General features: G+C 38.4%; 17 protein-coding genes and 1 pseudogene. 15 read left to right on the plus strand and 3 right to left on the minus strand.

The features are described from left to right. Window positions 1-44: 44 nt before the first annotated feature. Window positions 45-965, minus strand: coding sequence for a LysR family transcriptional regulator (locus tag WFN33_RS16830; protein ID WP_336954153.1), 921 nt, complete (start codon window positions 963-965; stop codon window positions 45-47). A 124-nt stretch (window positions 966-1,089) separates the two neighbouring features. Here WFN33_RS16830 and WFN33_RS16835 point away from each other — a divergent pair, with 124 nt between their 5' ends. The 12 genes and pseudogenes from WFN33_RS16835 (at window position 1,090) to WFN33_RS16890 (ending at window position 13,459) form a co-directional block, all read left to right on the plus strand. Next, on the plus strand, window positions 1,090-1,962 hold the full coding sequence (locus tag WFN33_RS16835) for an intradiol ring-cleavage dioxygenase (protein ID WP_336954154.1): 873 nt from the start codon (window positions 1,090-1,092) through the stop codon (window positions 1,960-1,962). A 1-nt stretch (window position 1,963) separates the two neighbouring features. Continuing rightward, the gene (locus WFN33_RS16840) at window positions 1,964-2,647 is read left to right on the plus strand and encodes a 3-oxoacid CoA-transferase subunit A (protein ID WP_336954156.1); all 684 of its coding nucleotides are present in this window, start codon (window positions 1,964-1,966) and stop codon (window positions 2,645-2,647) included. Between the two features lie 2 nt (window positions 2,648-2,649). Further along, window positions 2,650-3,303: a 3-oxoacid CoA-transferase subunit B gene (locus WFN33_RS16845; RefSeq protein WP_336954157.1), complete on the plus strand. Its 654-nt coding sequence runs from the start codon at window positions 2,650-2,652 to the stop codon at window positions 3,301-3,303. A 13-nt stretch (window positions 3,304-3,316) separates the two neighbouring features. Beyond that, window positions 3,317-4,525 (plus strand): 3-oxoadipyl-CoA thiolase, encoded by a 1,209-nt coding sequence (gene pcaF, locus WFN33_RS16850; protein WP_336954158.1) that lies wholly within the window; start codon window positions 3,317-3,319, stop codon window positions 4,523-4,525. A gap of 213 nt (window positions 4,526-4,738) precedes the next feature. Further along, window positions 4,739-5,104 carry a nuclear transport factor 2 family protein gene (locus WFN33_RS16855; protein WP_336954159.1) on the plus strand — a complete coding sequence of 122 codons (366 nt, stop codon included), beginning with the start codon at window positions 4,739-4,741 and terminating at the stop codon, window positions 5,102-5,104. Between the two features lie 11 nt (window positions 5,105-5,115). After that, window positions 5,116-6,186, plus strand: coding sequence for a maleylacetate reductase (locus WFN33_RS16860; RefSeq protein ID WP_336954160.1), 1,071 nt, complete (start codon window positions 5,116-5,118; stop codon window positions 6,184-6,186). A gap of 87 nt (window positions 6,187-6,273) precedes the next feature. After that, window positions 6,274-7,455 carry a maltoporin gene (locus tag WFN33_RS16865; protein WP_336954161.1) on the plus strand — a complete coding sequence of 394 codons (1,182 nt, stop codon included), beginning with the start codon at window positions 6,274-6,276 and terminating at the stop codon, window positions 7,453-7,455. A gap of 86 nt (window positions 7,456-7,541) precedes the next feature. After that, window positions 7,542-7,676 (plus strand): annotated as a pseudogene (locus WFN33_RS16870) (IS256 family transposase); the annotation flags it as partial. Window positions 7,677-8,583: 907 nt separating this feature from the next. Further along, window positions 8,584-11,238, plus strand: coding sequence for a DNA mismatch repair protein MutS (mutS, locus tag WFN33_RS16875; RefSeq protein WP_336954162.1), 2,655 nt, complete (start codon window positions 8,584-8,586; stop codon window positions 11,236-11,238). Between the two features lie 156 nt (window positions 11,239-11,394). Next, window positions 11,395-11,925, plus strand: a complete 531-nt coding sequence (locus tag WFN33_RS16880; protein ID WP_419328971.1) for a GNAT family N-acetyltransferase — start codon at window positions 11,395-11,397, stop codon at window positions 11,923-11,925. Window positions 11,926-12,274: 349 nt separating this feature from the next. Beyond that, window positions 12,275-12,598, plus strand: a complete 324-nt coding sequence (gene fdxA, locus WFN33_RS16885) for a ferredoxin FdxA (protein ID WP_004721686.1) — start codon at window positions 12,275-12,277, stop codon at window positions 12,596-12,598. 141 nt (window positions 12,599-12,739) lie between these two features. After that, the gene (locus WFN33_RS16890) at window positions 12,740-13,459 is read left to right on the plus strand and encodes a D-Ala-D-Ala carboxypeptidase family metallohydrolase (RefSeq protein ID WP_004721687.1); all 720 of its coding nucleotides are present in this window, start codon (window positions 12,740-12,742) and stop codon (window positions 13,457-13,459) included. A 501-nt stretch (window positions 13,460-13,960) separates the two neighbouring features. Here the strand turns inward: WFN33_RS16890 and WFN33_RS16895 are convergent. Both WFN33_RS16895 and WFN33_RS16900 read right to left on the minus strand, forming a co-directional pair. Further along, window positions 13,961-15,493 (minus strand): pyridoxal phosphate-dependent decarboxylase family protein, encoded by a 1,533-nt coding sequence (locus WFN33_RS16895; RefSeq protein ID WP_336954164.1) that lies wholly within the window; start codon window positions 15,491-15,493, stop codon window positions 13,961-13,963. A gap of 3 nt (window positions 15,494-15,496) precedes the next feature. Beyond that, the gene (locus tag WFN33_RS16900; protein WP_004721690.1) at window positions 15,497-16,870 is read right to left on the minus strand and encodes a diaminobutyrate--2-oxoglutarate transaminase; all 1,374 of its coding nucleotides are present in this window, start codon (window positions 16,868-16,870) and stop codon (window positions 15,497-15,499) included. 499 nt (window positions 16,871-17,369) lie between these two features. On the opposite strand from WFN33_RS16900, the gene WFN33_RS16905 reads away from it, so the two are divergent. The 3 genes from WFN33_RS16905 to WFN33_RS16915 all read left to right on the plus strand — a co-directional run bounded on the left by WFN33_RS16905 (window position 17,370) and on the right by WFN33_RS16915 (window position 21,399). Then, window positions 17,370-18,077 carry an SIMPL domain-containing protein gene (locus tag WFN33_RS16905; protein ID WP_004721692.1) on the plus strand — a complete coding sequence of 236 codons (708 nt, stop codon included), beginning with the start codon at window positions 17,370-17,372 and terminating at the stop codon, window positions 18,075-18,077. Between the two features lie 207 nt (window positions 18,078-18,284). Next, window positions 18,285-20,489, plus strand: a complete 2,205-nt coding sequence (locus WFN33_RS16910) for a TonB-dependent receptor family protein (protein WP_336954165.1) — start codon at window positions 18,285-18,287, stop codon at window positions 20,487-20,489. Between the two features lie 139 nt (window positions 20,490-20,628). Next, a complete protein-coding gene (locus WFN33_RS16915; RefSeq protein WP_336954166.1) occupies window positions 20,629-21,399 on the plus strand; it encodes a sulfite exporter TauE/SafE family protein in 771 nt (256 codons plus the stop codon). Window positions 21,400-21,838 lie beyond the last annotated feature (439 nt).

Consider the following 21,838-nt stretch of genomic DNA (forward strand, 5'->3'; position numbering starts at 1 on the left):
TTTCAATAGTCCATAATTTAAATAGTATAATTAAAATCAATATATTACTGAATGCTATTCCAATATCTTTCATATTCTTTGTTTTTAAAGTCTTCTATTAAAAAGTCAATAAACAATCGATTTTTGATAGGCATGAATTGACGACTTTGAAATGCGATATTTACAGTAAGTTCAGGTAGCTTCCAGTCTGTTAAGATTGGAATTAATCTCCCCTCTACAATATCTTGATAAATAATATATAAAGGTTGAATCAAAATTCCAGAACCACCTAAAGCAGCAGCCCTCACAATTTGTCCATCATTTGTTTCAAGAATAGGATTTATTGCAAAGTTTTTGATTTCATCTCCTTTTTGAAAACTCAAATTCCTCGGATTATTTGCATGGCTGTATAGTAAAATATCATGACTTTCGAGTTCTTCAATTGATTTTGGTTTACCTCTTTTCTTTATATAATCATAAGATGCTGCAAGAATTCGATGGGTAGTAGCAAGTTTTCTAATTGTTAAATTAGAATCTGGCTCAAACTCTCTAGTACGAATGGCGATATCAATATTACTATCTATAATGTCATAGTAACGATTAGCACCGACTATATTTATTTTTATTTTAGGATATAGCTTATTAAATTTTGGTATTAAAGGCGTAATATGCATAATAGCAAAAGAAATTGATGAGGTAATTGTTACCGTACCTTCAGGTTCAACCGCTGAAGAGGTTATTTCTGCTTCACTTTGATCTAGCTCTGCTAGAAATGACTTACACTTTTTATAATATTCAATTCCAATATTTGTTAAAGCTAATCGTCTTGTACTTCGTTCAATTAATCTTACATTTAAACGGGTTTCTAGTGCAGTAATATGACGCGTTGCTGCGGCATTTGAAATATCCAGTTTCTCTGCAGCTTTATTCAGAGTTCCTAACTCAGCAACTGCCACAAATAATTCCATGCTCGTAAGTCTGTCCATCTACTTCCCTTCTATCATTATTTCCAAAATGAAATAAAGATTTTCCTTTGTACTGTTTTATTACATTTTACGTCAGATTAGCATGAGGTAAATGGAGAAAAGTTACTTTTTTATGGAAAAGCCAATGAAAAATTTAGATGAAAGAACAATCACACAAGCAGTTATAGAACGCAACTCCTTCTCATCCAATGACCGCCTAAAAGATATAATGCATTCCCTTGTAAAACATTTACATTCTTTTGCTCGTGAAGTTGAACTGACCGAAGAAGAATGGGAGATTGGTATTAAATTTTTGACTGATGTCGGGCAAATTTGTAGCCCTACACGTCAAGAATTTATCCTTCTTTCAGATACTTTAGGCCTATCAACCCTAGTGATTGCTCAGAACCATAAAAAACCACAGGGATGTACAGAAGCTACCGTATTCGGCCCCTTTCATGTTCAAAATGCTCCAATTTTAGAATTAGGCTCGAATATAAGTGAAGGTGTTAAGGGTACTCCTTGGTTTGTGAATGGAAAAATTAAAGGTATAAATGGAGAACCTATACCCAACGCAATTATAGAAGTTTGGCAAGCAGATGATGATGGTTATTACGATGTTCAAAAAGAAAATCTAAATACATACCAAGGACGAGCCGTTTTAAAAGCTGATCATGATGGCCATTATCATTTTCAAACAATTGTACCTGAAGCCTATCCAATTCCACATGATGGACCAGTAGGCAAAATGCTTAAAGCTTTAAATCGACATCCATGGAGACCAGCCCATCTTCATTTTATGATTACATCTCCTGGTTACCAACGCTTAGTTACTCATGTTTTTAAAGAAAATGGAGAATATTTAGATTCTGACGCAGTATTCGGTGTTCGCTCCTCTTTAATTGCTCAATGGATTCGTCATGAAGAAGGATTAGATCCTAATGGACAGTTGCAAAACTCTCCTTTTTACACTTTGGAATTTGATTTTGTTTTAAATAAACAAAAGGTTATTGGATAGAATGATTAACAAGATTAGTGCATCTGTAAAAAATACCTTATCTCAAATCAAAGATGGTGCAACCATTATGATTGGTGGCTTTGGAACAGCAGGACAGCCCGCAGAGCTGATCGATGGGCTGATTGAACTTGGCGTTAAAGATCTGGTGATTGTCAATAACAATGCAGGCAATGGCGATTACGGTCTAGCGAAACTGCTTAAATCAGGTGCAGTCCGTAAAATCATCTGTTCTTTCCCACGTCAGTCTGATTCTTGGGTATTTGATGAACTCTACCATGCAGGCAAGATCGAACTGGAACTGGTTCCTCAAGGCAATCTCGCCTGTCGTATTCAAGCCGCAGGGATGGGTTTAGGTGCAGTCTTTACCCCAACAGGCTTTGGTACATTATTGGCAGATGGTAAAGAAACCCGACATATCGATGGCAAAGACTACGTACTTGAATATCCAATTAAAGCAGACTTTGCACTGATTAAAGCACATCAAGGCGACCGTTGGGGCAACTTGGTTTATAACAAATCAGCACGTAACTTTGGTCCAATTATGGCGATGGCTGCAGATGTCACCATTGCACAGGTTTCAGAGGTGGTTGAACTGGGTCAGCTCGATCCTGAGCATATTATTACCCCAGGAATTTTTGTTCAGCATGTGGTTGCAGTTGATGCAGCCAATGGTAATGGAGAATAACAATGAGCTACCAAAAACTAAGCCGTGACCAAATTGCTGAACGTGTTGCCCAAGATATTCCCGATGGTGCATATGTCAATTTAGGTATTGGTTTACCAACCAAGATTTCAAAATATTTGCCAACAGATAAGGATGTATTCCTGCATTCTGAAAATGGTTTATTGGCTTTTGGTCCTCCACCCGCCAAAGGTGAAGAAGATCCTGAGCTGATTAACGCAGGCAAAGAATATGTCACCATGCTAACGGGTGGCTCGTTTTTCCATCACGGTGATTCTTTTGCCATGATGCGTGGTGGACATTTGGATATTGCTGTATTGGGTGCATTCCAAGTAGCGGCCAATGGCGACCTTGCCAATTGGCATACCGGTGCGGCGGATGCGATTCCTGCGGTGGGTGGTGCAATGGATTTGGCTGTAGGGGCCAAGAAAGTCTTTATCACCACAGACCATGTAACCAAGCAAGGTGAACCTAAGATTGTTGAAGAACTGAGCTATCCTGTGACAGGTAAGCATTGTGTTGATCGTATCTATACTGACTTATGCGTGATTGATGTGACCCCAGAGGGTTTAAAAGTGCTTGAAAAAGTTGCAGGTCTGAGCTTTGAAGAATTACAGGCTTTGACGGGTGCTCCATTGATTGACGCGATACCGGCTTAAGGATATAGACAACATGAAAAACGCTTACATCATAGATGCCATCCGTACCCCATTTGGTCGTTATGCCGGTGGTCTTGCGCCAATACGTGCAGATGATCTCGGTGCTATTCCAATTCAAGCATTGATACAACGTAATCCAACAGTAGATTGGCAACAAGTCGATGATGTAATTTATGGCTGTGCCAATCAGGCCGGTGAAGACAACCGTAATGTCGGGCGTATGTCAGCATTATTGGCAGGCTTACCTTATCAAGTGCCAGCCACTACAGTGAACCGTTTATGTGGTTCATCACTGGATGCGATTGCCATGGCAGCTCGCGCCATCAAAGCCAACGAAGCTGATTTAATCATTGCCGGTGGTGTAGAAAGTATGAGCCGTGCGCCCTATGTGATGGGTAAGTCGGACAGTGCTTTTGGACGCAGTCAAAAGATTGAAGACACCACTATGGGCTGGCGCTTTATCAATCCAAAGCTCAAAGAATTGTATGGTGTGGACAGCATGCCACAAACTGCTGAAAACGTGGCAGAGCAATTCAATATTAACCGTGCGGATCAAGATCAGTTTGCGCTGAATAGCCAACAACGTACTGCGGCAGCACAAGCTCAAGGTTTTTTCCAAAATGAGATTGTGCCTGTCACTATTCCCCAGCGTAAAGGCGATGCTGTGCTTGTGGATACCGATGAACATCCACGTGCATCAACGACTTTAGCAGCACTGACAAAACTTAAAGGTGTGGTCAAAGCTGATGGCACGGTCACGGCGGGTAATGCATCGGGAATTAATGATGGTGCAGCGGCCTTATTGATTGCTTCAGATGAAGCTGTAGAAAAATACCAATTAAAACCACGAGGCAAAATTATTGCAGCAACCACTGTGGGGGTTGAACCAAGAATTATGGGCTTTGCACCCGCGCCTGCGATTAAGAAACTACTTAAACAAGCCGATCTTAGTTTAGCGCAAATGGATGTGATTGAGCTAAATGAAGCCTTTGCTGCCCAAGCTTTGGCTGTCACCCGTGATTTAGGTTTGGCAGATGATGATGCACGTGTCAATCCTAATGGTGGGGCGATTGCCTTAGGTCATCCTTTGGGCGCATCAGGTGCCAGACTGGTGACCACTGCCCTAAATCAGCTTGAACAGATCAAGGGGCAATATGCCTTATGTTCAATGTGTATCGGTGTCGGGCAAGGGATTGCGTTAGTTATTGAAAAAATTAATTAATTGTAAATAAAAAGTCATATCCTGCTTTATGTAGGATATGACTTTTTATTTAAAAATTTTACAAAGAACAATTCATTATTATCCTACTTGCTAAAATAGAGATTTTTTATTTTTATTCTTCCAATAATGAAAATATATTTTTCTAAATCAGTGTTTTTAAAATAAAAAAAATCGTTAGGATAAAATTATGTTTGATAACGAAATGTAATTAATATGGAAGATATTTTGATTAAACTTCTGGAAGATGAGAGATTTAAATCTATCGTTGAGAAACGATATGAAGATTTTTCGAAATTAGCTCACCCAGATATGATTTATACACATACAAGTGGTGTAACGGATACCAAAGAATCATATTTAAATAAGTTATTTGGAGGGGTTTACGATTACAAATGGATTACCCATCCAATTAATAAAATTAAAGTTTTTGGTGATCTTGCCTTAGTTTTTGGAGAAATGCATTCTGAACTTGTTGCAGGTAGCATTGAGAAAAAACTTCATAATAAATCCTTAGCTGTTTGGAAAAAAGAAAATAACAAATGGTTATTTTATGCTTACCAGCCGACCCCACTACCTTAAGAGAGAAAACTATGAATACTGATTTTATTTATGATATTCCTCAAAGCAGAGTCATTTTTGGTGCTGGTTCTATCCAATTTCTTCAAAGAGAGATTGAGCTATTAGGTGCAAAAAAAACTTTAGTCTTGTGCACACCAGAGCAAATTGAATTAGCCGAAAAAATTTCTTCAATTTTAGGGGATGTTTCAGTAGGCATCTATTCGAAAGCTGTAATGCACGTACCCATTGAATCAGCTAAAGAAGCTCGAGAAGTAGCTAAAGAATTGGGCGCCGATTGCGCTATTGCTGTTGGTGGTGGCTCCACAACGGGTTTAGGTAAAGCTATTGCTTTAGAATATGATTTACCTATTTTAGCAATTCCTACTACATATGCTGGTTCCGAAATGACTCCAGTCTATGGAATTACTGAAAATGGTATCAAGAAAACAGGGAAAGATCCTCGCGTCCTTCCTAAAACAGTTATCTATGACCCCGAATTGACACTAACTCTTCCACTAGAAATGTCAATTACTAGTGGAATTAATGCGATTGCACATGCTGCTGAAGGTTTATATGCACAGAATGGTAATCCAATTATGTCACTATTGGCTGAAGAAGGAATACGTGCTTTAGCCGATGGCCTACGTAAATTAAAAAATAATGCTCAGGATGTTGAGGCAAGAAGTTTATGTCTTTATGGAGCATGGTTATGTGGGTATGTCTTAGGTAATGTCGGTATGGCAATTCACCATAAGCTTTGCCATACATTAGGTGGAAGTTTTAACTTACCGCATGCTCCTACACATACTGTTGTACTACCTCACGCTATTTCATATAACGAGAAAGCTGCGCCAGAAGCAATGCAACGTATTAAAAGAGCACTAAATGCCCCTACCGAAAGTACAGCAGCAAAAGCTTTATTTAATCTAATAAAAGACCTTGACGGTCCCCTCTCACTCGCATCATTAGGTTTAACAGAACCAGATTTGGATAAAGCAACGGATATCGCTTTAGCAAATCCATACTGGAACCCAGAACCTATCGAGAAGAATGCGATCCGTCATTTGCTACAAAATGCTTATAACGGAACTAATCCGAATTAAGTAAATCCCCGTGTCATCCCTCTATCCAACCCTACTTAATTTATAAGTGGGGTTAGATAAACTCATGCTTAAAAAAAGGAATTTAAAATGAAAAGAACCCCATGGATTGTTGGAACAACAGTTTTTTTATTATCTCAGATTGCTTCTGCTGCGGATTTTAGCGGCTATTTCCGTACCGGAATGGGGGTAACTGACAATGGAAAGACACAAGAGTGTTTTCAACTCACTGGAGCACCTTCCAAGTATCGTCTTGGTAATGAATGTGAACAATATGGAGAGCTTGCTGCTTCTCAAAATTTATTGACCCTTTCAGACAACTCCAAAATTAATATTAATGCTATGGCAGCATTTTATAACCAATATGGTCAAGCATTAACATTTAATGGTGAAAATGGTTTTACTCGCTTGCCCCAAATTTATTTAGATTGGACTAATGTTTCCTTTCTAAATGGGGGTAATTTCTGGGCAGGGCGACGTTATTACAATCGTAACGATATCAATATGTCAGATTACTTCTATTGGAACCAAAGTGGTACAGGATTTGGTATTGATGACTATAAAGTGAAAGACTTGTCTTTAAGTTATGTGTTTTCCAGAAAGGATAATTTATTCCAGAAGGAATACATAAACCGACATGATTTTACCGTTAAAGGTATCGAGCTTAATAGTACCAACAAGCTCAATACGGGTTTATCGGTTGTCGACGGAGATCATACAGGTTGGGCATTAACCCTTCAGAATATCACCACTAATGTTCTCAACGGTAAGAATACAGTTGCGCTGCAGTATGGTGAAGGTTCTGGAATGGGGTTAAGTTATACAGGTAATCCTGAGCTTAAACGAGATAACTCCTCACTAAGATTTATCGAAGTTCTGGATTGGGAAACTGACAATAAGAAGTTTAATGGGCAGGCCCAGTTCCTATACCAAAAGGATCAATTCAAAAATCAGGATGATAGCGAATGGTTCTCGATAGGTTCTCGTGTCGCATATGTCATCCAAGATCACTTTAAGATTTCAACAGAAATTGGATTTGATCAGATGGATAATAATAACCGAAACCGTAATTTAACCAAATTGACCTTTGCCCCAACTTGGTCAATGAAAGGAACCGGTTTTTATGACCGACCTGAGTTACGTTTATACTATACCTATGCATTTTGGAATGATAATGAGCAGAAGCTGAGAGATTCACTTTATGTTGATAGCAGTTTTAATAATCTCAGCAATGGTTCTAATTTTGGTATTCAATTAGAGTCATCTTGGTAAATATTAGAACTGAAACTATTCTAAATTTTGTGTAAGTGCTTAATTTTCATTTATCCTTCAGAGGATAATTACATAAGGTACTTCACATGGCTGAAGCAACAATCAAAAGTATGGCTGCTGAATTGGCTAAAGGTCTAAAAACTCCAAAAGACTTAAACCAAATAACAGCAGCTTTTAAAAAATTCATGATTGAAACTGCAGTCAATACAGAACTTTCAGATCTTGGACTGCTCACTGCATCCTTCCATTCAGTTGAACAAATCTCACCTCTACTTGCACCAGTCTAAAGAGCTATATGTCATATACTTTTATGATGTTTAGAAAACCCAAATATAGGTAACCAAGCAAGCACCTGTTTAAGTTCAAAATCAGATAATACTCTTGTGCGTTTACTAGAGTTTTATTCCCGTTTGCTTTAAACTAGATTTGGCTAGCAAAGCTGGATTAGCAAAACTCTCAGAAAAACAACCTAAACCGATTGCATAATCATAGGCAATGATTAACTCTGATAACCGACGCCCTGCTTGTACCTGAGCTCCACGATCAATAGTTTTTTAATAAAATCGACAATGTCCTTTCTCATTACACGGTCAGCTTGTTTATGACCTAAAACCGTAACTACATCAGCATATAAAGTACGTCTTGTTTCAATTTGTTCTTTGAGTTTTCGTGCCCCAACAAATGATAGGATAGTTACCCAGTGTAATTTTTTTCAATGAATTATCTATTGGGCTCCTATCGCGGTAGACGAAACTTTTCAATCTAGTCTTTCCGCAAATCACTATCAAATCATAATATTCACCAATATCACTCTTTACGGCATTCTCCTCTTCATTTTATCAATAGTACGAGCAGATAATGCCACTTTCTTTTTATTGCTAATTTCCGCACTCATCTTCTGATTCCTTTTTGTGAATCAGCCTCAATTTGTTAAGATGGCGATCGAGAGAGAAATCAATTTGTTTCCTCACACATTGTTGACTCAATTTTGGCACTAATAAAAGTAAACTAAAGCTATGCTTTTTCCTTTACTTAGGTCAGATTTGCACAGAAGTTGTTAGAATTGGTTAGATAGCCAAACTTTCAAAATAAACTTATTTATTATTTAAATTTAGAGATTTAATATACATGAATAGCATGGAAACAATGGCTGACTTATCCTCCCACACTCCAATGATGCAGCAATATCTAAAAGTCAAAATGCAGCATCCACACTCTTTAATGTTCTATCGCATGGGCGATTTTTACGAACTGTTTTTTGACGATGCAAAAAAAGCCGCAAAACTTTTGGGGATTACCCTCACTCATCGTGGTAAAGCCAATGGTGAACCTATTCCAATGGCGGGTGTTCCATACCATGCGGCGGAAGGTTACTTAGCTCGTTTGGTTAAAAAAGGCGAAGCTGTCGTTATCTGTGAGCAGATTGGTGAAGTGACTGGTAAGGGTCCTGTCGAACGCGGTGTGGTACGAATCATTACCCCTGGAACATTGACCGATGATGCCCTCTTAACCGCAACCCAAGCATCTAATCTTGTTGCAATATGCTTTCAACAAAATCAAATTGGGATGGCACTGCTGGATTTAAGTGCGGGTATTTTTAAAGTTCAACAGCAAGATTTCAAGTCTGAGAGCTTGGCAATTGAATTGGCACGTTTAATGCCAAGTGAAATATTGGTGGATGAAGATATTGTTGACCCCAATATTATTGAAGACATTAAAAGACAAATTGAATGTCCAATTACCAAACGGCCAAATGTCGATTTTAATTTAAATAATGCACAAAAAACCTTATGTGACCAATTCTCAGTTTCTACACTTTCTGGTTTTGGTATTGACCACTTACCACTGGCTAAGGCAGCTGCTGCTGCATTGATTCATTATGCCAAAGAAACTCAAAAAACGGCATTACCGCATATCCGCTCAATTAAATTAGAACAAAGCTCGGATTTTATTGCACTTGACCCAGTTACACGCCGCAATTTAGAAATTATTGATCCTTTGTTTGAGCATGGTACGTCACTGTTTAGCTTGATCAATGACTGCCAGACTGCAATGGGTGGACGATTGCTAGCACGTACATTGATGCAACCGATCCGTGATACTCAAATTTTAGATTCACGTTTAGATGCGACAGATACTTTACTCAAAGGCTATCATGAAAGTCCTGTTCGCTTAGTTTTAAAAGAAATTGGGGATATTGAACGTGTTTTGAGTCGCATTGCGCTTGGCAGTGCGCGTCCTCGTGATTTGGTACAGCTTCGTCAAGCTTGTGCACAAATCCCGTTCCTAAGACATGCTATTCGACCTATTCTTGAGAAGCAACAATCTAAATTGATCATTCAATTAAATGAAGAATTAGGCGATTTTAATGGGTTACATCAACGATTGCTGTCCGCAATTGTTGAACACCCGCCTGTATTATTACGCGACGGCAATGTAATTGCAGAAGGCTTTGACGCTGAGCTTGATGAATTGCGTAAAATCCGTGATCACGCAGGTCAATTCCTGATTGATTTAGAAATCCAAGAACGAGAAAACACGGGCATCAATACCCTGAAGATTGGTTATAACCGTGTCAGTGGGTACTATATCGAACTTACCCGTGCTCAAGCTGAACAAGCACCTGATCATTACATCCGCCGTCAGACGCTGAAAAATGCCGAACGTTATATCACGCCTGAGTTAAAATCCTTTGAAGATAAAGTTCTTTCAAGTGAATCGCGTGCGCTTGCTCGAGAAAAACTACTCTTTGAAATGTTGTTAGACGAGTTAAGAGCTGATATTGGCAATTTACAAATGATGAGCGCATCAATTGCCCATATCGACTTATTGGCAAACTTTGCTTATCAAGCCCGTTTGAATAATTGGAATCGGCCAGAGTATAGCCCAGAAATCGGGATTAAAATTACAGCAGGTCGTCATCCTGTAGTCGAATCACTCAGTAAAACGCCATTTACCCCCAATGATACCCTACTCGATTTCAATCATCGAATGGCGATCATTACCGGGCCGAATATGGGCGGAAAATCAACCTTTATGCGTCAAACTGCACTCATTAGTTTACTAGCCTATTGTGGCAGTTTCATTCCTGCTAAAACGGCTAAGTTAGGACCGATTGACCGTATATTTACTCGAATTGGCTCTGCTGATGATTTATCTACAGGTAAATCTACCTTTATGGTGGAAATGACAGAAACTTCTCAAATTTTACATCATGCAACCAATCAATCTTTGGTACTTATGGATGAAGTTGGTCGTGGTACAAGTACTTATGATGGGCTATCTCTAGCTTGGGCATGTGTGCTTGATCTGACCAAACGAATCAAATGTCTATGCCTCTTTGCCACGCACTATTTTGAATTAACTGAGCTTTCAAAAGAAGTGGCTATTGATAACTACCATGTGACGGCCAAAGAGTTAAATGGTAATTTGATTCTATTGCATAAAGTGCAACAAGGTCCTGCCAGTCAAAGTCATGGCTTACAAGTTGCTAAACTTGCAGGAATTCCTGCAGGAGTGATTAAAGAAGCCCAAAAGCGGTTAAAGATTTTAGAGAAACAACAACAGCAACAGTTGCAATCCGTTGTGCAAAATGACTTATTTGCTGAAGTTGAAACCGTTGAACCTGAAAAGTTTGAACAAATCATTGAAATTGAAAAAGTCGTCGAAGTTGAAAAGTCATCACCTATACTCGATGCTTTAGCAAATATTGATGTCGATGATTTAACGCCTCGCCAAGCACTTGATCACCTCTATGCATTAAAAGCGGCACTAAATGCATAAGCAATAACAACTACCCAGTCTAAGCAGGTTTAAAATTCCTTTACTTAGACTGGAAATAACTTGAGTCTATTGATCTTTAAATACCAATCTAGACGATAATTAAAAGCACTTCATACTAGGTGATTGAGTGCTAAGTTTTAGGAGAATAATATCAATATTTCACTCAAGCCCCTGCAGCTTTCTGACATAGACTTCATTTGGAAGCACATTGATCGACGTGAATTAATCACTCAAATGTATCTACAACAAAAGCAAAAATTACATTTAGTCGATTGTTTTTATGATGTGCAAAGTTGGGATGAATATCATTTAGCAAATGATCCCCCTGTATTAAAGCAACATCTTATTCAAGGTGGGCTATGTGTGGGTGCATTCAATCAATTGAATAGATTAATTGGTGTCCAACTGGTATCTAATCAAGTCATCGCAGATTATCCAGAAGCAAAGCTATTACAGTATTTTTATGTTGATGCAAATCATCAAGGCCTTGGTCTTGGTACACAGCTGATGCATTCAGCGATAAAATCAGCCGATCAACTTGGTGCAAAACAATTATATATTTCAGCAACACCAACCCAGCGCACTGTCGACTTTTATCTTAAACAAGGCGCGCTTGTCTTAGAAAAACCTGATCAGCAGTTATTGGAATTAGAACCTGAAGATATTCATCTTATCTATACGTTGTGATGACATTACTGATCCTGAAAATACAGTTCCAAATAATTCTAAAAATGATAGCTGACTAAAAAAACAACACATAAAAGTAATTACCCCATTTCACTTATGTGATTTAGTCTCATATTTATGTTCTTTTTTGAATATGTTTAGCATTTTTTCACCTATGGCGACATCAAAATAATAGCGCCTATTTTTAAAAATGTATAATTCATCACAAGTTAGAAGAATTTTCTATAAAAAAAATTGATTTAGCAGGTTCTTCTATATTAAATATCAATAAAAGCAATTGTTAGTTTGCGACGTTTTCCCTAAAATACAGCATTATTAATTAGAACCATATTTTTAGGTAGCTGACGCCATGACCTTTGTTGTCACTGAAAATTGTATTAAGTGTAAATATCAAGACTGCGTAGAAGTATGTCCAGTAGACTGTTTTTATGAAGGTCCAAATTTCCTAGTCATTAGTCCAGACGAATGTATTGACTGTGCGCTATGTGAACCTGAGTGTCCTGCAAATGCAATTTTCTCTGAAGATGAACTCCCTGAAGGTCAAGAAGTATTTATTGAATTAAATGCTGAACTTGCTCAAAAATGGCCAAACATTACTCAAATCGGTGATCAACCTGAGGATCGTGAAGAGTGGAATGGTAAAGCCGATAAATTACAATACTTAGAAAAATAAGTATTGTATAAAAAAGATCAGCTTAGGCTGATCTTTTTGCATTTTAATATGTAAATTGTACATTTATTTGCAATTTATCCATATTACACGCACCAAACTAGACTAAAATAACCCGTTACTTGCTTTTAGCTAATATTGAGAATGAAATTTATTTTGAAAGGTTTACTTGCTGTCGGTGTTACTACAATGATTCTGGCTGGATGTACATCTTCCCCTCAAAAGAATCCAACAATTAGCACGTCGCATGGTCAGCGTATTTACATTCCCGAAGAAAAAATTACGATTGAGCGACCAATTCCTCCTAAAACGATGCCTTCATCTTATCGCCAATGGTTGATCTATGGAGACAATCAGTCACGTGCACGTGATTATGAACGTTTCCTTGAACAAAATAATGCTGGAAATATTATTCCTAGTTTCGAGTTATTTAAAACTGCGCGTGATTGGGACAAGTGTGGTAAGTCTGAATATATGATTCCAAGCCGTGAGCTTTGGAGTAATCAATTACCGACATTAAAAGTATTTAAATACTTGGTTGCATCTAAAGTTCTGACTGATTTTACCGTAACCTCGGTATATCGAGACTTACCTTTAAACCAATGTGCGGGTGGTGCTGGATCTTCACGTCACTTATTCAATTCAGCCATTGATTTCCGTATTGGGCCGGAAAATCCGCAACCTCAAGATTATGCGTATATTGAACATACAAAATTCAAATTATGTCAGTTCTGGTCGCAGTATGGCCAAAGTTTAAACATGGGCTTAGGCTTATATGCTTCAGGACAAATCCATATTGATACTCAAGGTTATCGTACTTGGGGACCTGATCTTACCCGTAATAGCTCAATGTGTAATTTTTAACGCCCCATACTCAATAAAAGAGATCGATGAGATCTCTTTTTTATGAACAAGCATTTGATCATAAATAAAGCTTATGTTTCTGTATGAACTTTAAAAACTAGGTTATCAATTCGTTTTTTGTTCTTTTGGATTCTAGATGGTTATCCTACCGTGGGGCGACATGGATGTCGCCGTTGGGTGGAGGTACAGGATGTACCTCTCACCCAACAAAAGATTTTTGTCATCTTTTCATCTCTGAAAAGTGAGGCATCGCCTACGCAAAGGTATTTAAACTTTGAATGTAAGGTGTAGCATTGCAAGCTTATTTATAAGCAAATAATTCATTCTTACAGGCAATTGATTTAATTAAAAGAGATTATATTCTTGCTTCTAAGTTTTTGACAGATTGACTATATTTTAGATCAAAACACCCTTAAATAAAAAACGCCCAATGAAATTCATTGGGCGTTTTTTTAAATAAAATCAATCAATTTCAAGCATCAAAATCAACTGGATATCAATCTAGTCAATTGCAGGCGTATAAGTACCATCAGCAATCGCATCTTTAATTCGGTCAGCTTCTTCTAACACCAAGGCAAGAAGATTCTTAACGTTTTCTAAAGTTGCAACTGGACTTAAAGTCGTCATTTTCAAAGATTGAAGCTGTCCAACTTTAGTTACACCGATATTGGCTTCACCGCGCGCAAATAATTCATCTGCAACGTTTTGGTTCAAAGTATCAAGCAATTCAACTGGATAATTATCAGGTATTACACGGAATAATACCGATGCAAATTGTGGATCAACCAGCATTTCCAAGCCAGCAGTAGCATTAATGTAATCTGCTACTTCACGAGTTAGCTTAACGCCATGGTCAATCATTGAACCATAAAGCTCTTCACCTAGATTTTCAATCGTCATCCACAATTTCAACGCATCAAAACGACGTGTAGTTTGTAGAGATTTAGACACTAGATTCGGTACACCATGTTCTTCATCATAAGCAGAATTTAAATATTCAGCTTCATAATGCATGAAACGATAGTTCGCTTCATCTTTCAACAAGAAAGCACCACATGAAATACTTTGGAAATAATGCTTATGGAAATCCAATGTAATCGAATCAGACAATTCAATACCTTCAAGCATTGAACGGTAGTCATTCGATAAGATCAGTGCACCACCCCATGCTGCATCGATATGCATCCACGCGCCGTATTTATTGGTGATTTCACGCACTTTCTTCAATGGATCAATCGCACCAGCGTCGGTTGTCCCAGCAGTCGCAACAACACAAGCAACAATTTTGCCTTCAGCCTGTAAATGCGCCATGGTTTTTTCTAGCGCATCAACATCCATCTGTGCATTTTCATTGACTGGAACAGTCACAACTGACTGGAAGCCCATGCCCATCATCGCCATGTTCTTTTGTACAGAAAAATGTGCATTTTCAGAACAGATCACTTTGACATTACGCATGGCGTCACTTGGAACACCATCACGTTGCACAGACCAAGGCAGACCATTTTCGTCTTTCCAGTTCTTGGCAATACACCAGTCACGTGCTAACAATACACCCATCAAGTTAGATTGGGTACCGCCAGAAGTGAATACACCTGCCTGACCTGCACCATAACCTACTTTTTGACGCAGCCAGTCGATCAATTGAACTTCCATCAAAGAACCTGCTGGGCTTTGATCCCATGAGTCCATTGATTGGTTAGTCGCATTGATCAATACTTCAGCAATTTGACTTGTCACCATAGTTGGGCAATGCAAATGTGCCAAAGAGTGCGGATGATGTACTTTTAGACTTTTGTTCAGGAAAAGCTCAACCATACGCTCAAGCGATTGGTGTAAACCTAGACCTTGTTTAGATGGTGCAAAAGAAATCGCTTCACGAAGTTCTTTAATGCTCCCACCTGTGTACATTTTGTCATTTTGCAACCATGCTGCGACCGCTTTAGTCGCCTCACCCATTGCTGACTCATAGTCAGCAATAGATTGAGCATCATTGCAGAGTAACGCTTTACGATGTTCTGCAAAATCTACCATGAATTAAGCGCCTCGAACTGCAATAAGAGCCTCTGCAACTGCTTTCTTAAAGCGCGCAATAGCTTCTTCACATTCTTCTTGGGTAATGATCAATGGGCAAAGTAAACGAATCACTGTACCGCTACGGCCGCCCTTTTCTAACAATAATTTATTGTTAAAACATGCTGTTTGAATTGCAGCAGCCAATTGTGAATCCGCAGGAAGAGAACCCATATGATCCGCTTGCTTACGTTCATCCACAATTTCGATACCGATCATTAAACCGCGACCACGAACATTACCAATACATGGGAATTCTTGCGCTAATTTTTTCAATTCAGCTTGTAAGAAATCACCACGTTGTTGCGCATTTTGTGCAAGGTTTTGCTCTTTAATGGTATTGATCGTTGCAAGACCAGTACCCATTGCAAGTTGGTTACCACGGAAAGTCCCTGTGTGACCTGCAGGTTGCCAAGCATCGAACTTCCGTTTAATACCCAAAACAGCCAATGGTAAGCTACCACCCACTGCTTTTGACATCACCACAACATCAGGTTCAATACCAGCATGTTCAAAAGCAAACATTTTGCCTGAACGTGCAAAGCCCGCTTGAACTTCATCCAAAATCAAAACAATGTTATGACGCTCAGTCACTTCACGGATTTTTTGCAACCATTTCGCTGGTGCAGTAACCACACCGCCTTCACCTTGAATTGCTTCAAGAATCACAGCTGCAGGTTTAGTTACTCCGCTTTCGACATCTTCAATGAAGTTTTCGAAATAATAAGTTAAGGCATCAACACCTGCTTCACCGCCAACACCCAATGGGCAACGGTATTCATGCGGGTATGGCATAAATTGTACGCCTGGCATTAAGCCATTTACCGCATTTTTAGCAGATAAATTACCTGTCATCGCTAACGCGCCATGAGTCATCCCGTGGTAACCGCCAGAGAAACTGATAACTGTATTGCGACCTGTATAGGTTTTCGCCAATTTAATCGCTGCTTCTGTACCATCTGCACCAGATGGGCCACAGAACTGTAAGCAATACTCTTCTTGCCCACCCGGAAGTTGTGCAAGCAGTGCTTCAGTGAAAGCATCTTTTAAAGGCGTTGTTAAATCTAAAGTATGTAAAGGGAGACCACTCGCTAAAGTGTCTTGAATACTTTTAATCACCGCAGGATGGTTATGGCCTAATGCCAATGTTCCTGCCCCAGCTAAACAATCGAGGTACTTTGTACCTTCAACATCGGTAACCCAACAACCATGTGCTTCCGCTATCGCTAACGGTAATTTACGTGGATAACTACGAACATTCGATTCCATCTGACTTTGGCGAGTCAAGTAGTATTCGTTTGTGGAAGTGGCAGCAGGATTTACAGAAGTAACGCTCATATCGAATTACCATCTCTGATATGGGTTGAAAGAAATAAGTCGGGTGACTTGTGGTCCTTTGACTCGGTGCTTTATAGAAATCTAGTTAGAGTGCTTTTAATCTTCATAACTAGGAGCGCGATAATACAGTTTTTTACAAGAAAATAAATATCTTTTATGTACTTATCCACACTCCATTTATCGAAAAAAACATTTAGCTAAATCTAATTGGTTATTATCATCATACTATGTGACAAAGCAAAGAAAAGCCGATAATTAAAATCACTTTATAAATCTCAACCACTCTGATCATTTTTTACCACAATCAAACTTGATAAGCTTTTAATTTTTAAAAAATTTTACTAAAAATAAAATTGCAATTCATATGCAAATTATTACAAATGCACCACAAAATCTGCCATAGTTTTCCGCAAACCAGATTTATGATTAAAAACAGATTCAATTTATACAATATATCTTTCGGTCATAAAATTTAGTCAAACAATTTTAAGGATTCATTATGCGTTATTTAGCTTTAACTACTTTACTCTTGGGAACCACACTGAGCACAATGACGATGGCAGCAGAAAATGACCCGTTAAACTACAATATTGTCAACGTTCAAGCAGATGCGACACGTCAGGTGTCTAATGATGAAATGCATGCTGTACTTTTTATTGAGAAAAACAACAAGCAACCTGCTGAGTTATCTTCTCAAATCACCCAGTTAATGAATCAAGCCATTAGCATTTCCAAAAAGTATCCACAAGTTAAAGTCGAAACAGGCTCACAAACCACTTACCCTGTTTATGACAATGACAACCAAAAATTGAAAGAATGGCGTGGTCGTGCAGAAATTCAAATTGAAAGTAAAGATTTTAAAGCGGCAAGCCAATTAATCAACGAATTGCAAACTAGCTTCCAAACACAATCGATTAATTTCACAGTGTCTGATGAACAACGTAAAAAAGTTGAAAATGAGTTGATGGTTGAAGCTTCAAAGAACTTTCAGCAACGTGCGCAAATTTTAACGCAAGCGTGGAATAAATCGTCTTATAACTTGGTCAATATCAACATCAACACCAGTAACTCTTATCCGCAACCAGTATATGCAGCGCGTGCATCTATGGCTAAGTTCGAAGCTGCCGATGCCGTTGGTGGTCAAAATATGGCAGCGGGAGAATCAAAAATCACAGTCAATGCCAATGGTTCGATCCAGTTTAAATAAGTTTTTGATTATTATATAAACCGTGCTTATGCACGGTTTTTTGCTATTGCGCTATATAAATTTGCGATTGCAATATAAAAAAGTGAATCTTTGATTAAAAAATCTATTAATTTGAATTAAACAATAGTTTTAAATGATAATCATCCTGATTTAAAAATATGTTTGAAGAGATTAAGATACGCACAATTCCAAATGCCTATTTTTTTTATGAAAATTTCAAGCCAAAGAACACCTGACTTCACTCTGTTTAAACCCTCACATCTCAGCCTTGCAATTGCTGTTTCACTTAGCTTTATATCCAATGCTGCCTTTGCCGAAGACAATCAAGAAACGTCAACACAAACACTTAAAACAATCACCGTACAAGCTGAAGGAAACTGGCTTGAAGCTGCCAATGCTGAAAAAGTTCACAAGCATGCAGGTGCACGTACCATTATCGATCGCAAAAAAATGGACGAATCTGCGGTAACCTCTATACGTGATGCGTTAAAACAAGTGCCAGGTGTTCAGGTTCAAGACAGCAATGGCACAGGGGGTAGTGATGTTTCTCTCAATCTAGGTGTCCGTGGCTTAACCTCTCGCCTATCACCTCGTTCTACAGTATTGATGGACGGTGTCCCTCTATCCTTCGCACCTTATGGTCAACCACAATTGTCTATGGCACCTGTTTCAATGGGCAATATTGAATCTGTAGACGTTGTTCGTGGCGCAGGTTCAGTCCGCTTTGGGCCTCAAAACGTGGGTGGGATTATCAACTTTAATACCCGTGCAATCCCTGAAAAACTATCAGGCTCTGTTGGTTTAACTACAGAATTCGCCACAGGTACCGATCAACTCAAGTACAGTCCAAACCTCTTTATCGGCGGTACTATGGATAGTGGTTTAGGCCTTGCGCTACTTTATTCAGGAACCAAAGGAAATGGCTATCGCGAAGCCAATAACGACATAGATATCGATGACGTGATGTTAAAGTCGTCATATCAATTTACAGATGCGGATTCGATTGCACTTAATCTGCATCACTATGAAGGCCGTGGCGAAATGCCCGAAGGCTTAACAACTGCAGATTATGCCAAAAACCCATACCAGTCGAACCAATACCGTAACTATTTTGCAGGTCGTCGTTCAGATGTTTCTGTTAAATATAGCCATAAAGATGAATTAAATAACTTTGAAATCCTTGGTTATTATGTCGATTCATTTCGTACCAGTGATCTGGAGTCTGCTGTAGAAGGTACTGCAAATAGTCGAATTAGTAACTCTCCACGTGATTATAAATATTTTGGCATTGAACCGCGTTATTCACGTGCCTACACTTTGGGCAATATGAATAATGAAGTCACGGTAGGTTATCGCTACTTGCAAGAAGACAGTTCAGAGTTTTCTGGTCGTACAGCACAATATAACACTGTTACAGGCACACCGGGTGAACGCCTTGCCAACACGAGCAGTGAAGGTGGAACTAAAGCCCATGCTGTGTATATTGATAACCGTTTTGGTCTCGGTGCATTGACCCTTACTCCAGGTGTTCGTTTTGAGTCAATTAAAACCCATAATGATTATACCGCGTACCAAAATGGTAAATTCATAAATACGGTGCATCCAAAAATTAATTCTGATGAGTTTTTACCAAGCCTTGCAGTGCAATACAATTTCAATGAACAATGGAATGTCTTTGCTAATGCAGCGGTTTCTTTTGGCCCTCAGCAATATAACCAGTTGGCTAAAGTCGAAAGCAACAAAGCTATAACCACTTTAGATGGTCTCCATCCTGAAAAATCCAACAACTATGAAATCGGTACCAAATACCTAGGCAATGGTTTAAATGCAGAATTTACAGTGTTCTATTTAGACTTTGATAAAGAATTATTACTTGAACGCCCTGATAATATTGGTACGGGCATATGGACCAATCTAGGTGCAACCAGTCATAAAGGAGTAGAGCTTGGTCTCAGTTATGACTTTGGTAATCTCTACGACTCGCTGCAAGGCTTAAAAGTCTACAGTAACTATACATTTACCAAAGCAGTGTCTGAGGCAGGTAAATTTGATGGTAAGGACTTACCTTATTATTCAAGACATGTTGGAAATTTAGGCCTTGGTTATAGCTTTGACAAATGGTCTGTCAATGCTGATATGTTTGCTCAATCTAAACAACATGCGCCGGGATCAGGCAATGTTTACCAAACTGTTGAAACAGCAGATGGCCGTAATGGTGATATCCCTGGTTATTCAACTTTTGCGGTACGTACAGCTTATGATTTTGGTCAAGATTTTTACGGTTTAAAAGTGGCAGGCGGGATTAAAAACCTATTTGATCAAGAATATTTTACTCGTTCCTCTGACTCTACAGGTGGTAAATATGTAGGACAGCCGCGTACTTTCTATCTACAAACGTCTGTTGATTTCTAATTTTTGAAAAACGTGTAAATTTACAAAGCATTTAAAACGAAAGCGCTAATCTCATAGATTGAGATTAGCGCTTTTTAATTACTTTTATTTGAATATATTCTATGATTATTCTCTTAAATAACAGTTAGAACAATCTGTAATGGAATACGAGACAATACTTCTGAGTTTAGGCTTCTTCGCTTTTTGTGCTGGTTTAATTGATGCTGCGGTGGGTGGAGGTGGATTAGTTCTACTCCCAGCGCTAATGCATGCCTTTCCCAATCAAAGTCTCGCCACAGTTTTTGGAACCAATAAAATCATTGCCATGGCAGGTACTGTATCTTCTGCATTTGCTTACTTTAAGAAAGTTACGATCAATTGGAAACTTATACTACCGACAATGTTGGCAGCATTTATATTTTCTTTTTTAGGTGCAATGTCCGTTTCGTTGATTCCTAAAGAGTTGATGCGTTATATCGTATTCTTTTTACTGATCTTGATTGCAATCTACACCTTTGCCAAAAAAGACTTAGGTAAAATCCATACTGTTTTACAGACGGGTAAGAAAGAAATTGCGTTAGGTTTATTTTTTGGCGCCTTAATTGGATTTTATGATGGTATTTTTGGCCCAGGGACCGGCAGTTTTTTGCTCTTTCTGTTTGTGAAAGTATTTGCTTTTGATTTTTTAAATGCTTCTGCATCTGCAAAATTGGTCAATGTCGCCACTAATATTTCTGCCATGTTCTTCTTTATTCCTTCTGGTCATATTTTATGGATGGCAGGCATCATTTTAGCAGTTTGCAATGTTTTAGGCTCTCTTGCGGGTACTGCTTTAGCATTTAAATATGGAAGTGGTTTTATTCGTATTTTCTTTTTAATTCTACTGGTATTTTTAATTAGTCGCATGGGCTATGACTTATTTATCAATTAGTCATTCATACTAAATATACAAATTGAAAGAAGCCCGCCAAAATTCTATAGTTAAACCACCTAATTATTCATAGAATTAATTTTAATCAATTCATTGAGCATAAATAAAGCTTATGTTTTTGTATGAACATTGAGAAACTGTTGATTATTAATTCGTTGTTGTGCTTTTCAATCATAGATGGTGATCCTACCTTGGGGCGACATGGATGTCACCGTTGGGCGGGGGTATATGAGCAAAAATAAAGCACTGCTTTGTTTGCAGCGCAAGAGCCCTGTTAAACGAAAGATTTTTGTCATCTTGTATCTTGTTCTTTGTAGTGATTAGCTAGCACTACACGTAAATTGTAGAGTTTGGTTTGTCATCAAAACTTCGAGTTTCCTGAAAAGATTAAACCTACAATTTACACCTAACCACTGACATAAATCTGGACGGTAACTAA

Source organism: Acinetobacter sp. AS167 (assembly GCF_037152175.1).
Lineage (GTDB): Bacteria > Pseudomonadota > Gammaproteobacteria > Pseudomonadales > Moraxellaceae > Acinetobacter.